At 67.1% G+C, this 15722-nt stretch carries 13 protein-coding genes; 10 read left to right on the top strand and 3 right to left on the bottom strand.

What is annotated here, in order from left to right; genetic code table 11:
- Nucleotide 1: 1 nt before the first annotated feature.
- Both FLL57_RS17140 and FLL57_RS17135 read right to left on the bottom strand, forming a co-directional pair.
- Nucleotides 2–448 carry an RES family NAD+ phosphorylase gene (locus FLL57_RS17140; protein WP_047307224.1) on the bottom strand — a complete coding sequence of 149 codons (447 nt, stop codon included), beginning with the start codon at nt 446–448 and terminating at the stop codon, nt 2–4.
- 10 nt (nt 449–458) lie between these two features.
- Entirely contained in the window at nt 459–785 is a 327-nt protein-coding gene (locus FLL57_RS17135) for an MbcA/ParS/Xre antitoxin family protein (protein WP_047307223.1), read from the bottom strand.
- 157 nt (nt 786–942) lie between these two features.
- Between FLL57_RS17135 and ileS the strand changes: the two genes are divergently transcribed.
- From ileS to mutL, 7 genes are all read left to right on the top strand, one after another.
- Nucleotides 943–4065 carry an isoleucine--tRNA ligase gene (gene ileS / locus FLL57_RS17130; RefSeq protein WP_142883509.1) on the top strand — a complete coding sequence of 1041 codons (3123 nt, stop codon included), beginning with the start codon at nt 943–945 and terminating at the stop codon, nt 4063–4065.
- A 196-nt stretch (nt 4066–4261) separates the two neighbouring features.
- Nucleotides 4262–4756 (top strand): signal peptidase II, encoded by a 495-nt coding sequence (gene lspA / locus FLL57_RS17125; RefSeq protein WP_013504243.1) that lies wholly within the window; start codon nt 4262–4264, stop codon nt 4754–4756.
- Nucleotides 4757–4836: 80 nt separating this feature from the next.
- On the top strand, nt 4837–5553 hold the full coding sequence (locus FLL57_RS17120; RefSeq protein ID WP_013504242.1) for a hypothetical protein: 717 nt from the start codon (nt 4837–4839) through the stop codon (nt 5551–5553).
- Between the two features lie 183 nt (nt 5554–5736).
- Nucleotides 5737–7131, top strand: a complete 1395-nt coding sequence (locus tag FLL57_RS17115) for a M16 family metallopeptidase (RefSeq protein WP_142883508.1) — start codon at nt 5737–5739, stop codon at nt 7129–7131.
- Nucleotides 7128–8516, top strand: a complete 1389-nt coding sequence (locus FLL57_RS17110) for a M16 family metallopeptidase (protein ID WP_142883507.1) — start codon at nt 7128–7130, stop codon at nt 8514–8516. Before FLL57_RS17115 ends, FLL57_RS17110 begins: the two co-directional genes overlap by 4 nt.
- A 324-nt stretch (nt 8517–8840) precedes the next feature.
- Nucleotides 8841–9260, top strand: coding sequence for an alternative ribosome rescue aminoacyl-tRNA hydrolase ArfB (arfB, locus tag FLL57_RS17105; protein ID WP_142883506.1), 420 nt, complete (start codon nt 8841–8843; stop codon nt 9258–9260).
- A gap of 212 nt (nt 9261–9472) precedes the next feature.
- A complete protein-coding gene (mutL, locus tag FLL57_RS17100) occupies nt 9473–11260 on the top strand; it encodes a DNA mismatch repair endonuclease MutL (RefSeq protein WP_142883505.1) in 1788 nt (595 codons plus the stop codon).
- A gap of 144 nt (nt 11261–11404) precedes the next feature.
- Here mutL and FLL57_RS17095 read toward each other — a convergent pair whose 3' ends face one another.
- A complete protein-coding gene (locus tag FLL57_RS17095) occupies nt 11405–12517 on the bottom strand; it encodes a branched-chain amino acid aminotransferase (protein ID WP_142883504.1) in 1113 nt (370 codons plus the stop codon).
- A gap of 285 nt (nt 12518–12802) precedes the next feature.
- On the opposite strand from FLL57_RS17095, the gene FLL57_RS17090 reads away from it, so the two are divergent.
- The 3 genes from FLL57_RS17090 to FLL57_RS17080 all read left to right on the top strand — a co-directional run bounded on the left by FLL57_RS17090 (nt 12803) and on the right by FLL57_RS17080 (nt 15626).
- On the top strand, nt 12803–13357 hold the full coding sequence (locus tag FLL57_RS17090) for a MarR family winged helix-turn-helix transcriptional regulator (protein ID WP_013504236.1): 555 nt from the start codon (nt 12803–12805) through the stop codon (nt 13355–13357).
- Nucleotides 13354–14076: a response regulator gene (locus tag FLL57_RS17085; RefSeq protein WP_142883503.1), complete on the top strand. Its 723-nt coding sequence runs from the start codon at nt 13354–13356 to the stop codon at nt 14074–14076. Before FLL57_RS17090 ends, FLL57_RS17085 begins: the two co-directional genes overlap by 4 nt.
- 161 nt (nt 14077–14237) lie before the next feature.
- Nucleotides 14238–15626 (top strand): ATP-binding protein, encoded by a 1389-nt coding sequence (locus tag FLL57_RS17080; RefSeq protein WP_142883502.1) that lies wholly within the window; start codon nt 14238–14240, stop codon nt 15624–15626.
- Nucleotides 15627–15722 lie beyond the last annotated feature (96 nt).

The following is a 15722-nucleotide window of genomic DNA, read 5'->3' as shown; positions in this document are numbered from 1 at the left end:
TCTATTCGCCGATCAGCCGCCGATCGAACGGAGCGTGGATGATCTCGGCGATCGCGATGCCTGCCGCGCCGGGGTGAGCCGGATTGAGCAGGTAGTTGACGGCTTGTGGCACGATGACTGAGGGCACCCGGAGCAACGGGTGCGACCCGCGATCGAGCCAATTGTCGCCGATCCGGCGACTTACTTCGAGCCGTTCGGCCCAATCCGAAGGCAGTTCGTCAGCCGCGACGATATCCGTTTCGACCCCGCTCGGGATCGCGACGCGCAGCATTTGGTAGGTCGGAGGCAGAAACTCGCGGTCCATGTGGACGAGCATTTCGAGCAGCGCGCTCGACGGATGATCGGCCAGATAGACGATCCGCCGCCCTCGGCTGTGCCAGCGGCCGCTGGCTCTGAGTCCGCCGGTCCCGGTCAGGTCCGCATAATTCGAGATCCGCCAAAGCTCCACGGCAGGGGACTCAGGCAAAGATTCCGTGGTCGATCTGCTCCAGTTCTTCGCGAACGACCGCAGCGCCGAGTTCGTCACGCAGCAGGTCCACGGGACGCTGTCCGTTCAAGCTGCGGTTCGGACGGCTGAGCCAGCCCTCTGCCTTGGCCGGATCGGCAAAGACCCGGTCCGCCAATGCGCGGATTTCGAGGGTGCGGATCAGGTCTATGGCGGAGTCGACCGGTCCACGAAGGGCCTGTCGGGCATCGTCCAGCAATTGGTCGAGGGGACGGCTATCTCCCTCGCGGCGAAGCCTCTTCAATTCCTCAAAAACTTCAGCAGGCGGCCTGACCGACATGGAATTCCTCCATCGATCAATAGATTAGTCTTTTGGAGGGCGGCTGCAACCGGCACCTTGCGGGTGTCCCGCAATCGGCGCATCTCGAAGCAAATTCGATTGCCGGGACGGTTCAATCGGGTTTCCGAAGCCCTCCAAAACCGCTATTCACGCCGCCATGACCGATAAGCCCGCCAAGACCGACGCCGCCCCGAGCGGCAACGACTATTCCAAGACCCTGTTCCTGCCGCAGACGGAGTTTCCGATGCGCGCCGGGCTGCCGCAGCGCGAGCCGGAGCTGCTGAAGCGCTGGGAGGAGATCGACCTCTACGGCAAGCTGCGCGAGGGCGCGAAGGGCCGCGCCAAATTCGTGCTGCACGACGGCCCGCCTTACGCCAACGGTCACATCCATATCGGCCACGCGCTGAACAAGATCCTCAAGGACGTCGTGACCAAGAGCCAGCAGATGCTCGGGTTCGACTCCAACTACGTGCCAGGCTGGGACTGCCACGGCCTGCCGATCGAATGGAAGATCGAGGAAGAGAACTACCGCTCCAAGGGCAAGCCGAAGCCGAACTTCAAGGACTCGGCCGCGATGGTGGCGTTCCGCAAGGAGTGCCGCGCCTATGCGCAGAAATGGCTCGACGTGCAGCGCGAGGAGTTCAAGCGGCTCGGCGTGATCGGCGACTGGGATCATCCCTACGCGACGATGAACTACGCCGCCGAAGCGCAGATCGCCCGCGAATTGATGAAGTTCGCCGCCAACGGCACGCTGTATCGCGGCAGCAAGCCGGTGATGTGGAGCGTGGTCGAAAAGACCGCGCTCGCCGAAGCCGAGGTCGAGTACGAGGACTACACCTCGGATACGGTGTGGGTGAAGTTTCCGGTCAAGACCGGCGATGCGTCGACCAAGGACGCCAGCGTGGTTATCTGGACCACGACGCCGTGGACGTTGCCGGGCAACCGCGCGATCAGCTTCTCGTCCAAGATCGGCTATGGTCTCTACAAGGTCACCGACGCTCCGGTCGATAACTGGGCCAAGGCCGGCGAGTTGCTGATCCTTGCGGACGCACTCGCCGAAAGCGTGTTCAAGCAGGCGCGCGTCGCGGCCTACGAGAAGGTGATGGACGTCGATGCCGACGTGCTGAAGGCGAGCGAGTGCGCCCATCCGCTGCGCGGTCTCGCTGGCGGCTATGAGTTCACCGTCCCGCTGCTCGACGGCGACCACGTCACCGACGATACCGGTACCGGCTTCGTCCACACCGCGCCGGGCCACGGCCGCGAGGACTTCGATATCTGGATGCACAATGCGCGTGCGCTGGAAGCGCGGGGCATCTCGTCGACCATCCCCTACACCGTCGACGAGAACGGCGCGCTGACCGATCACGCGCCGGGCTTCACCGGCAAGCGGGTGATCAACGACAAGGGCGAGAAGGGCGACGCCAACGAGGCGGTGATCCAGGCGCTGATCGCACGCGGAGCGCTGCTGGCGCGCGGCAAGCTGAAGCATCAGTACCCGCATTCATGGCGCTCGAAGAAGCCGGTGATCTTCCGCAACACGCCGCAATGGTTCATCGCGATGGACAAGGACATCCTCCCCCCTCCCCCTTGCGGGGAGGGGTCGGGGGTGGGGGTCCACGGCGGGACGCCATCCTCGGGGCGCCCTCACCCCAACCCTCTCCCGCAAGCGGGAGAGGGAGCGCGCAGCGATGCGGTGAGGGGGGATACGCTCCGAGCGAGGGCCCTGCAGGCGATCTCCGTCACCCAATGGGTGCCGCCGGCCGGCCAGAACCGCATCAACGGCATGATCTCCGGCCGTCCCGACTGGGTGATCTCGCGGCAGCGCGCCTGGGGCGTGCCGATCGCGGTGTTCATCAAGGACAAGGGCGACGGTTCGGTCGAGATCCTGCAGGACGAGATCGTCAACCAGCGCATCGCGGAGGCCTTCATGCAGGAAGGCGCCGACGCCTGGTACGCCGAAGGCGCCGCCGCGCGCTTCCTCGGCGAACGCGCGGCCGAAGGCTGGCAGAAGGTCGACGATATTCTCGACGTCTGGTTCGACTCCGGGTCGACCCACGCGTTCGTGCTGGAAGACGCGCAGAACTTCCCCGGCCTCGCCGGCATCCGCCGCAAGGTCGACGGCGGCGCCGACACCGTGATGTATCTCGAAGGCTCGGACCAGCATCGCGGCTGGTTCCATTCGTCGCTGCTGGAGAGCTGCGGCACCCGCGGCCGCGCGCCCTATGACGTCGTGCTGACTCACGGCTTCACGCTCGACGAGCAGGGCCGCAAGATGTCGAAGTCGCTCGGCAACACCACCGATCCGGCCAAGGTGATCGCATCCTCCGGCGCCGACATCCTGCGGCTGTGGGTGTGCGCCACCGACTACGCCGACGATCAGCGCATCGGTCCCGAGATCCTCAAGAACGTGGTCGAGACCTATCGCAAGCTGCGCAACTCGATCCGCTGGATGCTCGGCACGCTGCATCACTATCGTCGCGACGAGGCCGTGGCGTTCGCCGACATGCCGGAGCTGGAGCGGCTGATGCTGCATCAGCTCGCCGAGCAGAGCGCGACGATCCGCGCCGCTTATGCCGAGTTCGACTACAAGACGGTGGTGGCGTCGCTGGCGGCGTTCATGAACACCGAGCTGTCGGCGTTCTATTTCGATATCCGCAAGGACACGCTGTATTGCGATCCGCCGTCGTCGCTGGCCCGCAAGGCCGCGCTGACCACGATCGACATCATCTGCGACGCGATCCTGAAATGGCTGGCGCCGGTGCTGTCGTTCACCGCGGATGAAGCCTGGACGATGTATCGCCCGGACGCCGAGCCGAGCGTGCATTTGACGCTGTTCCCGCTGGATCTCGGCGGCTATCGCGACGACGCGCTGGCCAAGAAGTGGACGCTGATCCGCGCGGTGCGCCGCGTCGTCACCGGCGCGCTGGAAGTCGAGCGTGCGGCCAAGCGGATCGGATCGTCGCTCGAAGCCTCGCCGATGATCTACCTGCCGGAAGCGTTCATGGGCGACATCTTCGACGTCGACTGGGCGGAGATCTGCATCACTTCGAACGCGATGGTCGAGATCCTGCGCGGCAACGACACCCCGCCGGCCGACGCGTTCCGGCTGCCGGAGCTGGCCGACGTCGCCGTGGTGGTCGAACGCGCCCAGGGCACCAAATGCGCCCGTTCCTGGAAGATCCTGTCCAGCGTCGGCAGCGATGCCGACTACCCCGACGTCTCCCCCCGCGACGCCCAGGCGCTGCGGGAATGGAAGGCGCTGGGGGGCGCAGCGGCTTGAGCGGCGTGGCGCGCGCACCGGTCCCTCATGGTGAGGAGCGCGCCGATCGGCGCGCGTCTCGAACCATCAGGTTCCGTGGCCCTCATCCTTCGAGACGCGGCGCAGACGCCGCTCCTCAGGATGAGGAGGAAGCGACGGTTGCTCCGTCGCGGCTATGGCCGGGCATGACGACAGAGTGTGGGGCGAGGCCAAACCTATGACCCCCGTCCGCCTCGGCGTCCTCGCCGCCGTCGTCGCGCTGGTGCTCGATCAGGCCACCAAGCTGTGGCTGCTGTATGGTTTCGAGCTGGCGCGGAAGGGCGTCGTCCAGGTGCTGCCGTTCTTCGATCTGGTGCTGGCCTGGAACACCGGGATTTCCTACGGCTGGTTTTCCGACCAGGGCCCGACCGGGCAAATCCTGATGCTGGGGTTCAAGGCGGTGGCGATCGTGGCGCTGGCGATCTGGATGGCGCGCTCCACCACAAAGGTTGCGACCATCGGTCTCGGCCTGATCATCGGCGGCGCGATCGGCAATGCGATCGACCGGCTGGCCTATGGCGCGGTGGTCGATTTTGCGCTGCTTCACGCCGAAATCGGCGGCAAAATCTACAATTGGTACGTGTTCAACGTCGCCGACGTCGCGATTGTTGTCGGGGTGGCGGCCCTGCTGTATGACTCCCTGCTGGGGCCACCCGCCGCAAAAGCGCCCTGATCCCGGCCGATACCGACCGCGCGGAAGTGGGCCGCTCCCCGGGTGCAGCCCGATCGCAAGACGTGAATAGGATCAACGCCATGCGCCAGACCGACAGCCGCCTTCCGACGCTGGACACGTCCACCGCTGCGATGCTCCGCACCGTCCGGCTGGCCGCCGTTGCCATCGGGATCGGACTGGTGCTGACGGCCGGCGTCGCCCATGCCGAGGACGATGGTGACGACACCACCTTTGAGGAGAAGATCATCAAGGGTCTGATGTCCGGCATCGGCGCCACCAATATGGAAAATTCCGGCATCAATTATCGCGAGCGCTCGCCGCTGGTGGTGCCGCCCAAGCTCGACTTGCCGCCGCCGGAAACGGCGGCCGCCGCGGCCCCTGCGCCGAACTGGCCGAAGGACGCCGACCTGCAGCGCCGCAAGGAGATCAGGGCCGCCGAGTCCAAGGCGAAGCCGTCGCCGTGGGAATCGGCGCAGCCGCTGACGCCGTCGCAGCTCAAATCGGTCCGAGCCGAGGCCGGCAAGGGCGGCAACGATCCGATGCAGCCCGGCAACCAGCAGAACAATCCGATGTTGAGCCCGTCTCAGCTCGGCTTCAACGGTTCGCTGTGGAGCGTGTTCGGCGGCAGCAAGACCGAGACCGCGACCTTCTCGGGTGAGCCCACCCGCGAGACCCTGACCCAGCCGCCGGTCGGCTATCAGACGCCGTCGTCGAATTATGCCTACGGCACCGGTCCGAAAGAAGCGCTCGGCAACAAGCGCATCGACATCATGACGGGCAAAGAAACCAGCAATTGAGTCTGGTTGCTGTCCGGTCCGTCACGGCACGGAGCGCCGTCTCACGCGGCATCACCTGTATTGGTCTGCTCGGTTGCGCAGGCCCCGGCATCGTCGGGCCGTGGCGACGCCGCGCGACCTGCACTCGACCCTGCCCACGCACGCTCGACCCTGTCCTAATCTCCAGCCGGGATGATGCCTGATATGACCGCATCCGTCGCTTCGCGCCGCCGCCCGCTCGCCGCGTTCGCGGTCCTCGCCGCGGTGTTCGCCGCCGCGCCGCCATCCGCCGCCCAGACCGTCACCGCCGCGCCGCCGACGACCTTCACGCTGCAGAACGGCCTGCGGGTGGTGGTGATCCCCGATCATCGCACCCCGGTGGTGACGCAGATGATCTGGTACAAGGTCGGCTCCGCGGACGAGACCCCGGGCAAGTCGGGGCTGGCGCATTTCCTCGAACATCTGATGTTCAAGGGCACCGCAAAGCACCCGGCGGGCGAATTCTCGCAGACCGTGCTGAAGATCGGCGGCAACGAGAACGCGTTCACCTCCTACGACTTCACCGGCTACTTCCAGCGCGTGCCGAAGTCCCACCTCGAACAGATGATGACGTTCGAGGCCGATCGGATGACCGGCCTGGTGCTGAAGGACGAAAACGTGCTCCCCGAGCGCGACGTCGTGCTCGAAGAATACAACATGCGGGTCGCCAACGATCCCGATGCCCGGCTGACCGAGCAGATCATGGCGGCGCTGTATCTCAACCATCCCTACGGCCGGCCGGTGATCGGCTGGCATCAGGAGATCGCCAAGCTCGACCGCGAGGATGCGCTGGCGTTCTATCGCCGGTTCTACGCGCCCAACAACGCCACGCTGGTGATCGCCGGCGACGTCGAGGCCGGCGAGGTTCGCCCGCTCGCCGAGCGGATCTACGGCCCGATCCCGGCGCAACCGGCGATTCCGGCGCAGCGGGAGCGGCCGCAGGAGCCGACGCCGGCGGGACCGCGCACGGTGACGCTGGCCGATCCGCGCGTCGAACAGCCGGCGGTGCGGCGCTACTATCTGGTGCCATCGGCCCACACCGGAGCCAAGGGCGACAGCGTCGCGCTGGAAGTTCTGGCCCAACTGCTCGGCCACGGCAGCAATTCGTATCTGTACCGCGCGCTGGTGATCGACAATCCGCTGGCGATCACGGTCGGCGCCAACTACCAGGGGAATGCGCTCGACGACAGCTACTTCATCGTGGCGGGAACGCCGAAGCCCGGCGTCGAGTTTTCGGCGATCGAGAAGAAGATCGACGAGGTGATCGCCGACCTCGTCGCCAATCCGGTCCGCTCCGAGGATCTGGAGCGGGTCAAGACCCAGCTCATCGCCGCCGCGGTCTATGCCCAGGACAATCAGGCGACGCTGGCCCGCTGGTACGGCCAGGCGCTGACCACCGGACTGAGCGTGCAGGACGTCCAGAGCTGGCCGGCCCGCATCCGCGCCGTCACCTCCGACGACGTGCGGGCGGCGGCGAAACAATGGCTCGACCGCAATCGTTCGGCGACCGGCTATCTGGTCAACGGCCCGGCGGCGAAGCAGGAGGAGAAGCGCTCGTGAGCATCGACCTGTCTTCGGCGCGCCGCATCGCGCTCGCCGCCTGCGTCGGCATCGCCGTCGCATTGTCGTCCGCGCCGTCTGAGGCCGCCGCCAAGATCCAGCGGCTGGTCACCCCCGGCGGGCTCGAGGCCTGGTTCGTCCAGGACGCCACCGTGCCGCTGATCTCGATGGAGATCTCGTTCGACGGCGGCGCCAGCCAGGATCCCGCCGACAAGCCGGGCGTCGGCCACATGGTGGCGAACCTGATCGACGAAGGCTCCGGCGACATGGATTCGGCGAGCTTCCACGAGCGGCTGGATCGGCGTGCCATCAAATTGTCCTATGCGGTCAATCGCGATTATTTCCGCGGCTCGCTGCGGATGCTGAAGGAGAACCGCGACGAGGCGTTCGGCCTGCTGCGGACCTCGCTGACCAGGCCGCGGTTCGAGCCGAAGGACGTCGAGCGCATTCGCGCGCAACTGATCTCGACGCTGCGGCGCCAGGCGCTCGATCCGAACACGCTGGCGAGCCGCAAGTTTCTCGAAGTGGCGTTCGGCGATCATCCCTACGGCCGCCCCTCGACCGGGACGCTGGAGAGCCTGCCGAAGATCACCGCCGACGACATGAAGAGCTATGTCGGCCGGGTGCTGGCGAAGGACACGCTGAAGATCGCCGTGGTCGGCGATATCGACGCCGATGCGCTCGCCAAGCTGCTCGACGACACTTTCGGCAGTCTGCCGGCGAAGGCGCAACTCACGCCGGTGCCGGACGTCGTCGCCGCCAAGCCGCCGCAGCGGACCAACGTCACGCTGGAGGTGCCGCAGACCGTGGTGATGTTCGGCGGGCCGGGCGTCAAACGTCACGATCCGGATTTCATGGCGGCCTACGTCGTCAACCACATCCTCGGCGGTGGCTCGCTGTCGTCGCGGCTGTACAGCGAAGTGCGCGAGAAGCGCGGGCTGGCCTATTCGATCTACGAGCAACTGCTGTGGATGCAGCATTCGGCGCTGTTCATCGGCTCCACCGGCACCCGCGCCGACCGCGTCACCGAGACGATCGACGCCATCACCGCCGAGGTGAAGCGGATCGCCGAGCAGGGGCCGAGCGAGCAGGAACTCGCCGAGGCGAAGTCCTACATCAACGGCTCGCAGATGCTGTCGCTCGACACCTCGGCCAAGCTGGCGCAGGCGCTGCTGCAATATCAGAACGACGGGCTGCCGATCGAATACATCGACAAGCGAAGCGAAGTGGTCAACGCGGTGACGCTCGACGATGCCAAGCGGGTCGCGCAGCGGCTGTGGTCGAACGGCCTGCTCACGGTGGTGGTCGGCCGCCAACCGCAGGCCGCGGCCGAGCCCAACATGGTGAAGCCCGCCGGCACCCCGCCGCCGGCACGAGCGAACTGACGCCACGCTCAGACTCGTATTCGCCCAAGCTTTCCCCGAGCACGACCGAACCTCTCCCCGAGGCATAGTTGAACCTCTCCCCGCGCGCGGGGAGAGGTCGACCGGCGAAGCCGGGCGGGTGAGGGGGCGCCTCGACACGGCCGAGCCTCTGCGACGTGTGGAGACGCCCCCTCACCCCAGCCCTCTCCCCGCTCGCGGGGAGAGGGGGCGCGCCGCGGACGGCGAGATGCAGCTCTCTTCGCCGCAAGGAGCGCCTTGGTCGGCAAACATGCTACACAGCGGGCCGCCGTGCGGTCCGCGCGGCATCAACCGCTTTGGTGCCCCATGCTGCGGATCAGCCGCAACCTCGTGATCGAGGACGACGACATCGAGATCAGCTTCATCCGCGCCTCCGGGCCGGGCGGGCAGAACGTCAACAAGCTCGCCACGGCGGCGCAGCTTCGGTTCGACACCGCCAGGATCGCGCTGCCGGAGGATGCGGCGGCGCGCCTCGTCGGGCTCGCCGGCCAGCGCATGACCAAGGACGGCGTCATTGTCATCCGCGCCGACCGCTTCCGCACCCAGGAGCGCAACCGCGCCGATGCGCTGGAGCGGCTCGAACAACTGCTGAAAGCCTCCCTGGTGCGCCCGATCCCGCGCCGCGCCACCCGCCCGACGCTGGGCTCCAAGAAGCGCCGCCTCGAAGGCAAGAAGCGCCGCGGCGACATCAAGGCGGGGCGCAGCGGCAAGAGCTTCGATGATTGAGTGAAAGTTCCCCTCCCCCTTGCGGGGAGGGTGGCCGGCCGTAAGGCCGGTCGGGTGGGGGTAAGCCCCAAGCGCAGTGCCCGGGGCCCCCCACCCCGGCCTCCGCTTCGCTCGGCCGACCCTCCCCGCAAGGGGGAGGGGATCGGCAGCGCTAGCGTCGCAATTCCTCCTTCGCTCCCCTAAAGTCCGCGCTCTGCCAACCGAGTCGCCGCATGCCCGTCCGCCAGCTTCCCGAAACCATCGTCAACCGCATCGCTGCCGGCGAGGTGGTGGAGCGGCCGGCGAGCGTGGTGAAGGAGCTGGTCGAGAACGCGATCGACGCCGGCGCCAGCCGGATCGACATCTTTTCGGACGGCGGCGGGCGACGGAAGATCGTGATCGCCGACGACGGCTCGGGCATGACGGCGGCGGATCTCGCGCTCGCGGTCGATCGCCATGCGACGTCGAAGCTCGACGACGAGGATTTGCTGGCGATCCGCACCCTCGGGTTTCGCGGCGAAGCGCTGCCGTCGATCGGCGCGGTGGCGCGGTTGTCGATCACCACGCGCCATGCCAGCGAGCCGCACGCCTGGGCGATGCGGGTCGAGGGTGGCGACAAGACCCCGATCGCTCCGGCCGCGCTGAGCCAGGGCACCCGCGTCGAAGTCGCCGATCTGTTCTTTGCAACGCCGGCGCGGCTGAAGTTTCTCAAGACCGATCGCACCGAGGCCGAGGCGATCCGCGAGGTGGTGCGGCGGCTGGCGATGGCGCGACCCGACGTCGCCTTCACGCTCGCCGGCGAAGAGCGCGCGCCGGTGACCTGGGCAGCGGCGCTGCCCGGCGCGCCGGGGCAATTGATCCGGCTCGGCGACATTCTCGGCGCCGACTTCCGCGCCAATGCCATCGAGGTCCGCGCCGAGCGCGAGGGCGTGGTGGTCGAAGGCTTCGCCGCGGCGCCGTCGCTGACCCGCGCCAATGCGCTCGGCCAGTATCTGTTCGTCAACGGCCGCCCGGTGCGCGACAAGCTGATCTTGGGGGCCGTGCGCGCCGCGTATTCGGATTACTTGCCGCGCGACCGCCATCCGGTGGTGGCGTTGTTCGTCACGTTGGATAGCCGCGAGGTCGACGCCAACGTGCATCCGGCCAAGACCGAGGTGCGTTTCCGCAATGCCGGCCTGGTCCGCGCGCTGATCGTGCACGCGTTGAAGGAAGGTCTGGCGCGCGAAGGACGCCGTACCGCGGCCAACAGCGCCGGCAGCGTGATCTCGACCTTCCGTCCTGCTTCTATGCCGCCGGCGAATTGGGACTGGCGGACTTCGCCGTCCTATCCGGTCGGCGGCAGCGCGGCGCCGTCGTTCGCCGAGCGGGCGCAGGCGGCGTTCGATGTCGGCGCGCCGAGCGCCGACATTCGTCCGCAGGAGGTGACGCCGGATCTGCTCGACCGTCCGCTCGGTGCTGCGCGCACGCAGATCCACGAGACCTACATCGTGTCGCAAACCCGCGATGGCCTGATCGTGATCGATCAGCACGCGGCGCACGAGCGCATCGTCTATGAGCGGCTGAAGGCGTCGCTCGAAGCCAACGGCGTGCAGCGCCAGATCCTGCTGATCCCCGACATCGTCGAGATGGACGAGGCGACGGTCGAGCGTCTCGTGGCGCGCGGCGAGGAACTGGCGAAGTTCGGCCTCGTCATCGAGAGCTTCGGCCCCGGCGCGGTGGCGGTGCGCGAAACGCCGTCGCTGCTCGGCAAGACCGATGCCGGCGGTCTGCTCCGCGATCTCGCCGAACACATGGCCGAATGGGACGAAGCGCTGCCGCTGGAACGCCGCCTGATGCACGTCGCCGCCACCATGGCCTGCCACGGCTCGGTGCGGGCCGGGCGCGTACTCAAGCCCGAGGAAATGAACGCGCTGCTGCGTGAGATGGAAGCGACGCCGAATTCCGGCCAATGCAACCACGGCCGCCCGACCTATGTCGAACTGACGCTGACCGACATCGAGAAGCTGTTCGGGCGGAGGTAATTGGCTCCGTCATTCCGGGGCGCGAGCGGAGCTCGCGAACCCGGAATCTCGATATGTTCTGCGGAGCGAGATTCCGGGTTCGCCCGCTGGCGCGAGCGCCCCGGAATGACTCGTGGTGAGAGTGGTGCCCTAACTAATAGACCCTCAGAACACCTTCTTGATCCAGCCGTGCTTGTCTTCGGCGCGGCCGTATTGGATGTCGACGAGCTGTTTGCGCAGGCCCATCGCCACTTCGCCGGCCTGGCCGCCGCCGATGGTGAAGTCACCGTGGTTGGAGCACACCTTGCCGATCGGCGAGATCACCGCGGCGGTGCCGCAGGCGAACGCTTCCTTCAGCTTGCCGCTCGCCGCATCGGCGCGCCACTGCTCGATGGTGTACGGCTCCTCGCGCACGGTGCGGCCGGCGGCGCGCGCCAGGGTGATGATCGAGTCGCGGGTGATGCCGGGCAGGATGGTGCCGAGCGGCGGCGTCGACAGCGAGCCGTCGTCGAACACGAAGAACACGTTCATGCCGCCGAGTTCTTCGACGTAGCGGCGCTCGAGCGCGTCGAGAAACACCACCTGGTCGCAGCCGCGCTCGATCGCCTCGGCCTGGGCGCGCAAAGACGCCGCGTAGTTGCCGCCGCATTTGACGCCGCCGGTGCCGCCGACCGCCGCACGGGTGTAATTCTCCGAGACCCAGATCGACACCGGGGCCGGGCCGCCCTTGAAGTAGGAGCCGACCGGCGAGGCGATCACCGCGAAGATGTACTCCGCCGACGGCTTGACGCCGAGGAAGATCTCGCTGGCGATCATGAACGGCCGCAGATACAGGCTGCCTTCGCCGCCCGGAATCCAGTTGCGGTCGATCTTCACCAGTTGCTCGATCGCCTCGATGAACACCTGCTCGGGAAGCTGCGCCATCGCCATGCGGTCGGCGCTGTCGCGGAAGCGGCGCGCATTGGCGTCGGGGCGGAACAGGTTCACGCCGCCGTCGTCGCGCTTGTAGGCCTTGAGACCCTCGAAAATCTCCTGCGCGTAGTGCAGCACGGCGTGAGCCGGATCGAGCGGGAAGTTCGAGCGCGACTCGATGCGGGCGCCGTGCCAGCCGTGGGTCTGGTCGTAGCGCACGATCGCCATGTGGTCGGTGAAGACCCGGCCGAAGCCGAGATTTTCCAGCTTCGCGTCGCGTTCCTTGTCGGGGGTCGGGTTCGCCGAGGGCTGGATGTCAAAGTTCAGCCAGAGCGAGCCGTCGATCTTGTCGAACGAAACTCCCATCGATCTTCTCCTGGACCGGCGCGCCTGCGGGTGGCCGTGGTTGTGGCGGATCCCGCTGCGAAGCCGGCCGCATAGGGTGGTTATCGGTCCCGGCGCATCGCCGGGAGATGTCTTTGGCGGAATTGCCGAACTCCGCTAATGTTTCGGCCGAGCCGTCCGACCATCGCATGCAGGCCGCCGGGCAGCTTTCCTTTATCGGACTGCACGGGCGCGGGTCGCAAGCGGAATAGTCGAATATTTCGTCTTGGTCGGCGGTTTTGTAACATAAAGACCTGATATGTCAACATGGCTGACATAAATTTCAACGAGATGGTTCGGCCGACCGCCGACATCCCCGCGGAGACTGCGTCCGGTGCGGACCCGCATCCGCCGCGCTGGGACATTATCGAGCTGCTGTTCTTCGCCTATCGCGACTTCGTCGGCGACGCCGACCATGTGCTGGAGGCGTTCGGCTTCGGCCGCGCCCACCACCGCGTGGTGCATTTCGTCTGCCGCTATCCCGGCCTGACGGTGGCGGATCTGCTCGACGTGCTCCGGATCACCAAGCAGTCTCTCAGCCGGGTGCTGAAGCAGCTCCTGGACGAGGGCTACATCGTGCAGAAGGCCGGCGACAGCGACCGCCGCCAGCGCCTTCTTTTCGCCACCGCAAAGGGCGAGGCGCTGGTGGAGAAACTGGCCCGGCTGCAGACCGAGCGGATCGACCGCGCGCTGCGCGATCTTCCGCCCGCCGGCGCCGAGGCGGTCGGCAAATTCCTCCGCGCCATGATCGATCGGGACGATCCGGACAAGGTGCTCCAGACCATCCTGCACGGCGGCGCCAGCGCAAAGGACGTGACGTGATCCAGCTCGCAGCACTGGCGAAGAAACCGGTCCGCCCCGCCGACGATGCGCCGCATCTGCTGCTGGTCGACGACGACCGCCGGATCCGCGATCTGCTGTCGCGGTTTCTCGCCTCCGAGGGCTACCGCGTCACCACCGCGCAGAGCGTGCGCGACGCCCGCGCCAAGCTGGCGGGGCTCGACTTCGACCTCTTGATCCTCGACGTGATGATGCCGGGCGAGACCGGCTTCGATCTCGCCCGCTCGATCCGCCAGACCTCCGACGTGCCGATCGTGATGCTCACCGCCCGGCACGAGGCGGAGAGCCGGATTGAAGGGCTGCAGATCGGCGCCGATGACTACGTCGCCAAGCCGTTCGAGCCGCGCGAATTGCTGCTGCGGATCGGCAATATCCTCAAGCGCACCGCGCCGGCGCCGGCCGCCAAGGCCGAGACGGTGGCGTTCGGGCCTTACGTGTTTCACATCGAGCGCGGCGAACTGCGCCAGGGCGACGAGATCGTCCATTTGACCGACCGCGAGCGTGACATGCTGCGGATGCTGGCCGCGGCGCCCGGCGAGACGGTGCCGCGCGGCGATCTCAGCGGCGCCGGTAATGCCAATGAGCGCGCGGTCGACGTCCAGATCAACCGCCTCCGCCGCAAGATCGAGCGCGATCCAGCCAACCCGCTATTCCTGCAAGCCGTCCGCGGCATCGGCTACCGCCTGGTGGCGGCGCCGTAGGGCCTGATTAGTTTGGTGATGAGCAGAGCTTTGCCCCAGGCACCGTGCAACCTCTCCCCGCAAGGGCGGGGTGAGGGAGCTCGCCATGCTGGGGGCGGGTGCTTTGCTTTCAGCGTCGGCGCTGAAAGGGAAAGCGCTCGCGCATTTGGGCGGCCTTCGTCATGAGCACGCTCGACACCGGGCTGACGCTGATCCGCTCCGCGACGCGGCGGGTGTCGGCGGCCAACGGTTACTTAGGGCAGCGCTTCAACGACTTCATGCCGAAGGGGCTGTATGCCCGCGCGCTCTTGATCATCATCGTGCCGATGGTGCTGCTGCAGTCGGTGATCGCCTTCGTGTTCATGGAGCGGCACTGGAACACGGTGACGCAGCGGCTGTCGGCGGCGGTGGTGCAGGACATCGCGACGCTGATCGACGTCTACAAGAGCTATCCGCAGGACAAGGACCGCGCGGTGCTGCGGCGGATCGCGCAGACCCGGCTCGGGCTCGTCGTCGACTTCCTCGGCCCCGGCGAAATGCCGCCGCCCGGGCCGAAGCCGTTCTTCTCGCTGCTCGATCAGTCGATCAGCAAGCAGATCAGCCGGCAGATCGCCCGGCCGTTCTGGATCGATACTGTCGGCCGCTCCAGCCTGGTCGAGATCCGCATCCAGCTCGACGACGCGGTGATGCGGGTGTTCGCGCTGCGCAGCGCCGCCTACGCGTCGAACTCCGAAATCTTCCTGCTATGGATGGTCGGTACATCGACGGTGCTGCTGATCGTCGCGGTGCTGTTCCTGCGCAATCAGATCCGGCCGGTGCTGCGGCTCGCCGACGCCGCCGAGAGCTTCGGCAAGGGCCGCGACGTGCCGAACTTCCGGCCGCGCGGCGCCCGCGAGGTGCGGCGCGCCGCCTATGCGTTCATCGAGATGAAGGCCCGCGTCGAGCGCTCGATCGAGCAGCGCACCGCGATGCTGGCCGGCGTCAGCCACGATCTGCGCACCATCCTGACTCGCTTCAAGCTCGAACTCGAACTGATCGGCGACGCGCCCGAGACCGAGGGGATGCGCAAGGATGTCGACGAAATGTCGGCGATGCTCGAGGCGTATCTGGCGTTCGCGCGCGGCGACAGCGGCGAGCAGTCGCAGCCGACCGACATGGTGGCGGCGCTGGAGGAGCTGCGCTCCGACGCCGAGCGCCACGGCCACGTCGTCAGCGTCGCCTTCAGCGGCCAGCCGGTGGTCACGGTGAAGCCGGCCTCGTTCAAGCGCTGCCTCGCCAATCTGGTGTCGAACGCCGCTCGCCACGCCCACACCATCGCCATCACCGGGCAGCGCGATCACCGTTATCTGACGGTGACCATCGACGACGACGGTCCGGGGATTCCGACGGCGATGCGCGAGGAAGTGTTCAAGCCGTTCCTGCGGCTCGACGATGCCCGCAACCAGGACGAAGGCGGCACCGGCCTCGGCCTCGCCATCGCCCGCGACATCGCCCGCTCGCACGGCGGCGACATCACCCTCGGCGACAGCCCGATGGGCGGCCTGCGGGCGATCGTGCGGGTGCCGGTGTAGTTGTATTCGTGTCGTTCGCGGCGTCTCTCCATCCTCAATCGTCATCACCCGCGCATGCGGGTGATCCAGTATTCCAGAGCGCCAGTTATTTCACAC

The organism is Rhodopseudomonas palustris (assembly GCF_007005445.1).
Classification (GTDB): domain Bacteria; phylum Pseudomonadota; class Alphaproteobacteria; order Rhizobiales; family Xanthobacteraceae; genus Rhodopseudomonas; species Rhodopseudomonas palustris_G.
This window is presented reverse-complemented; position numbering and strand designations above follow the sequence as displayed.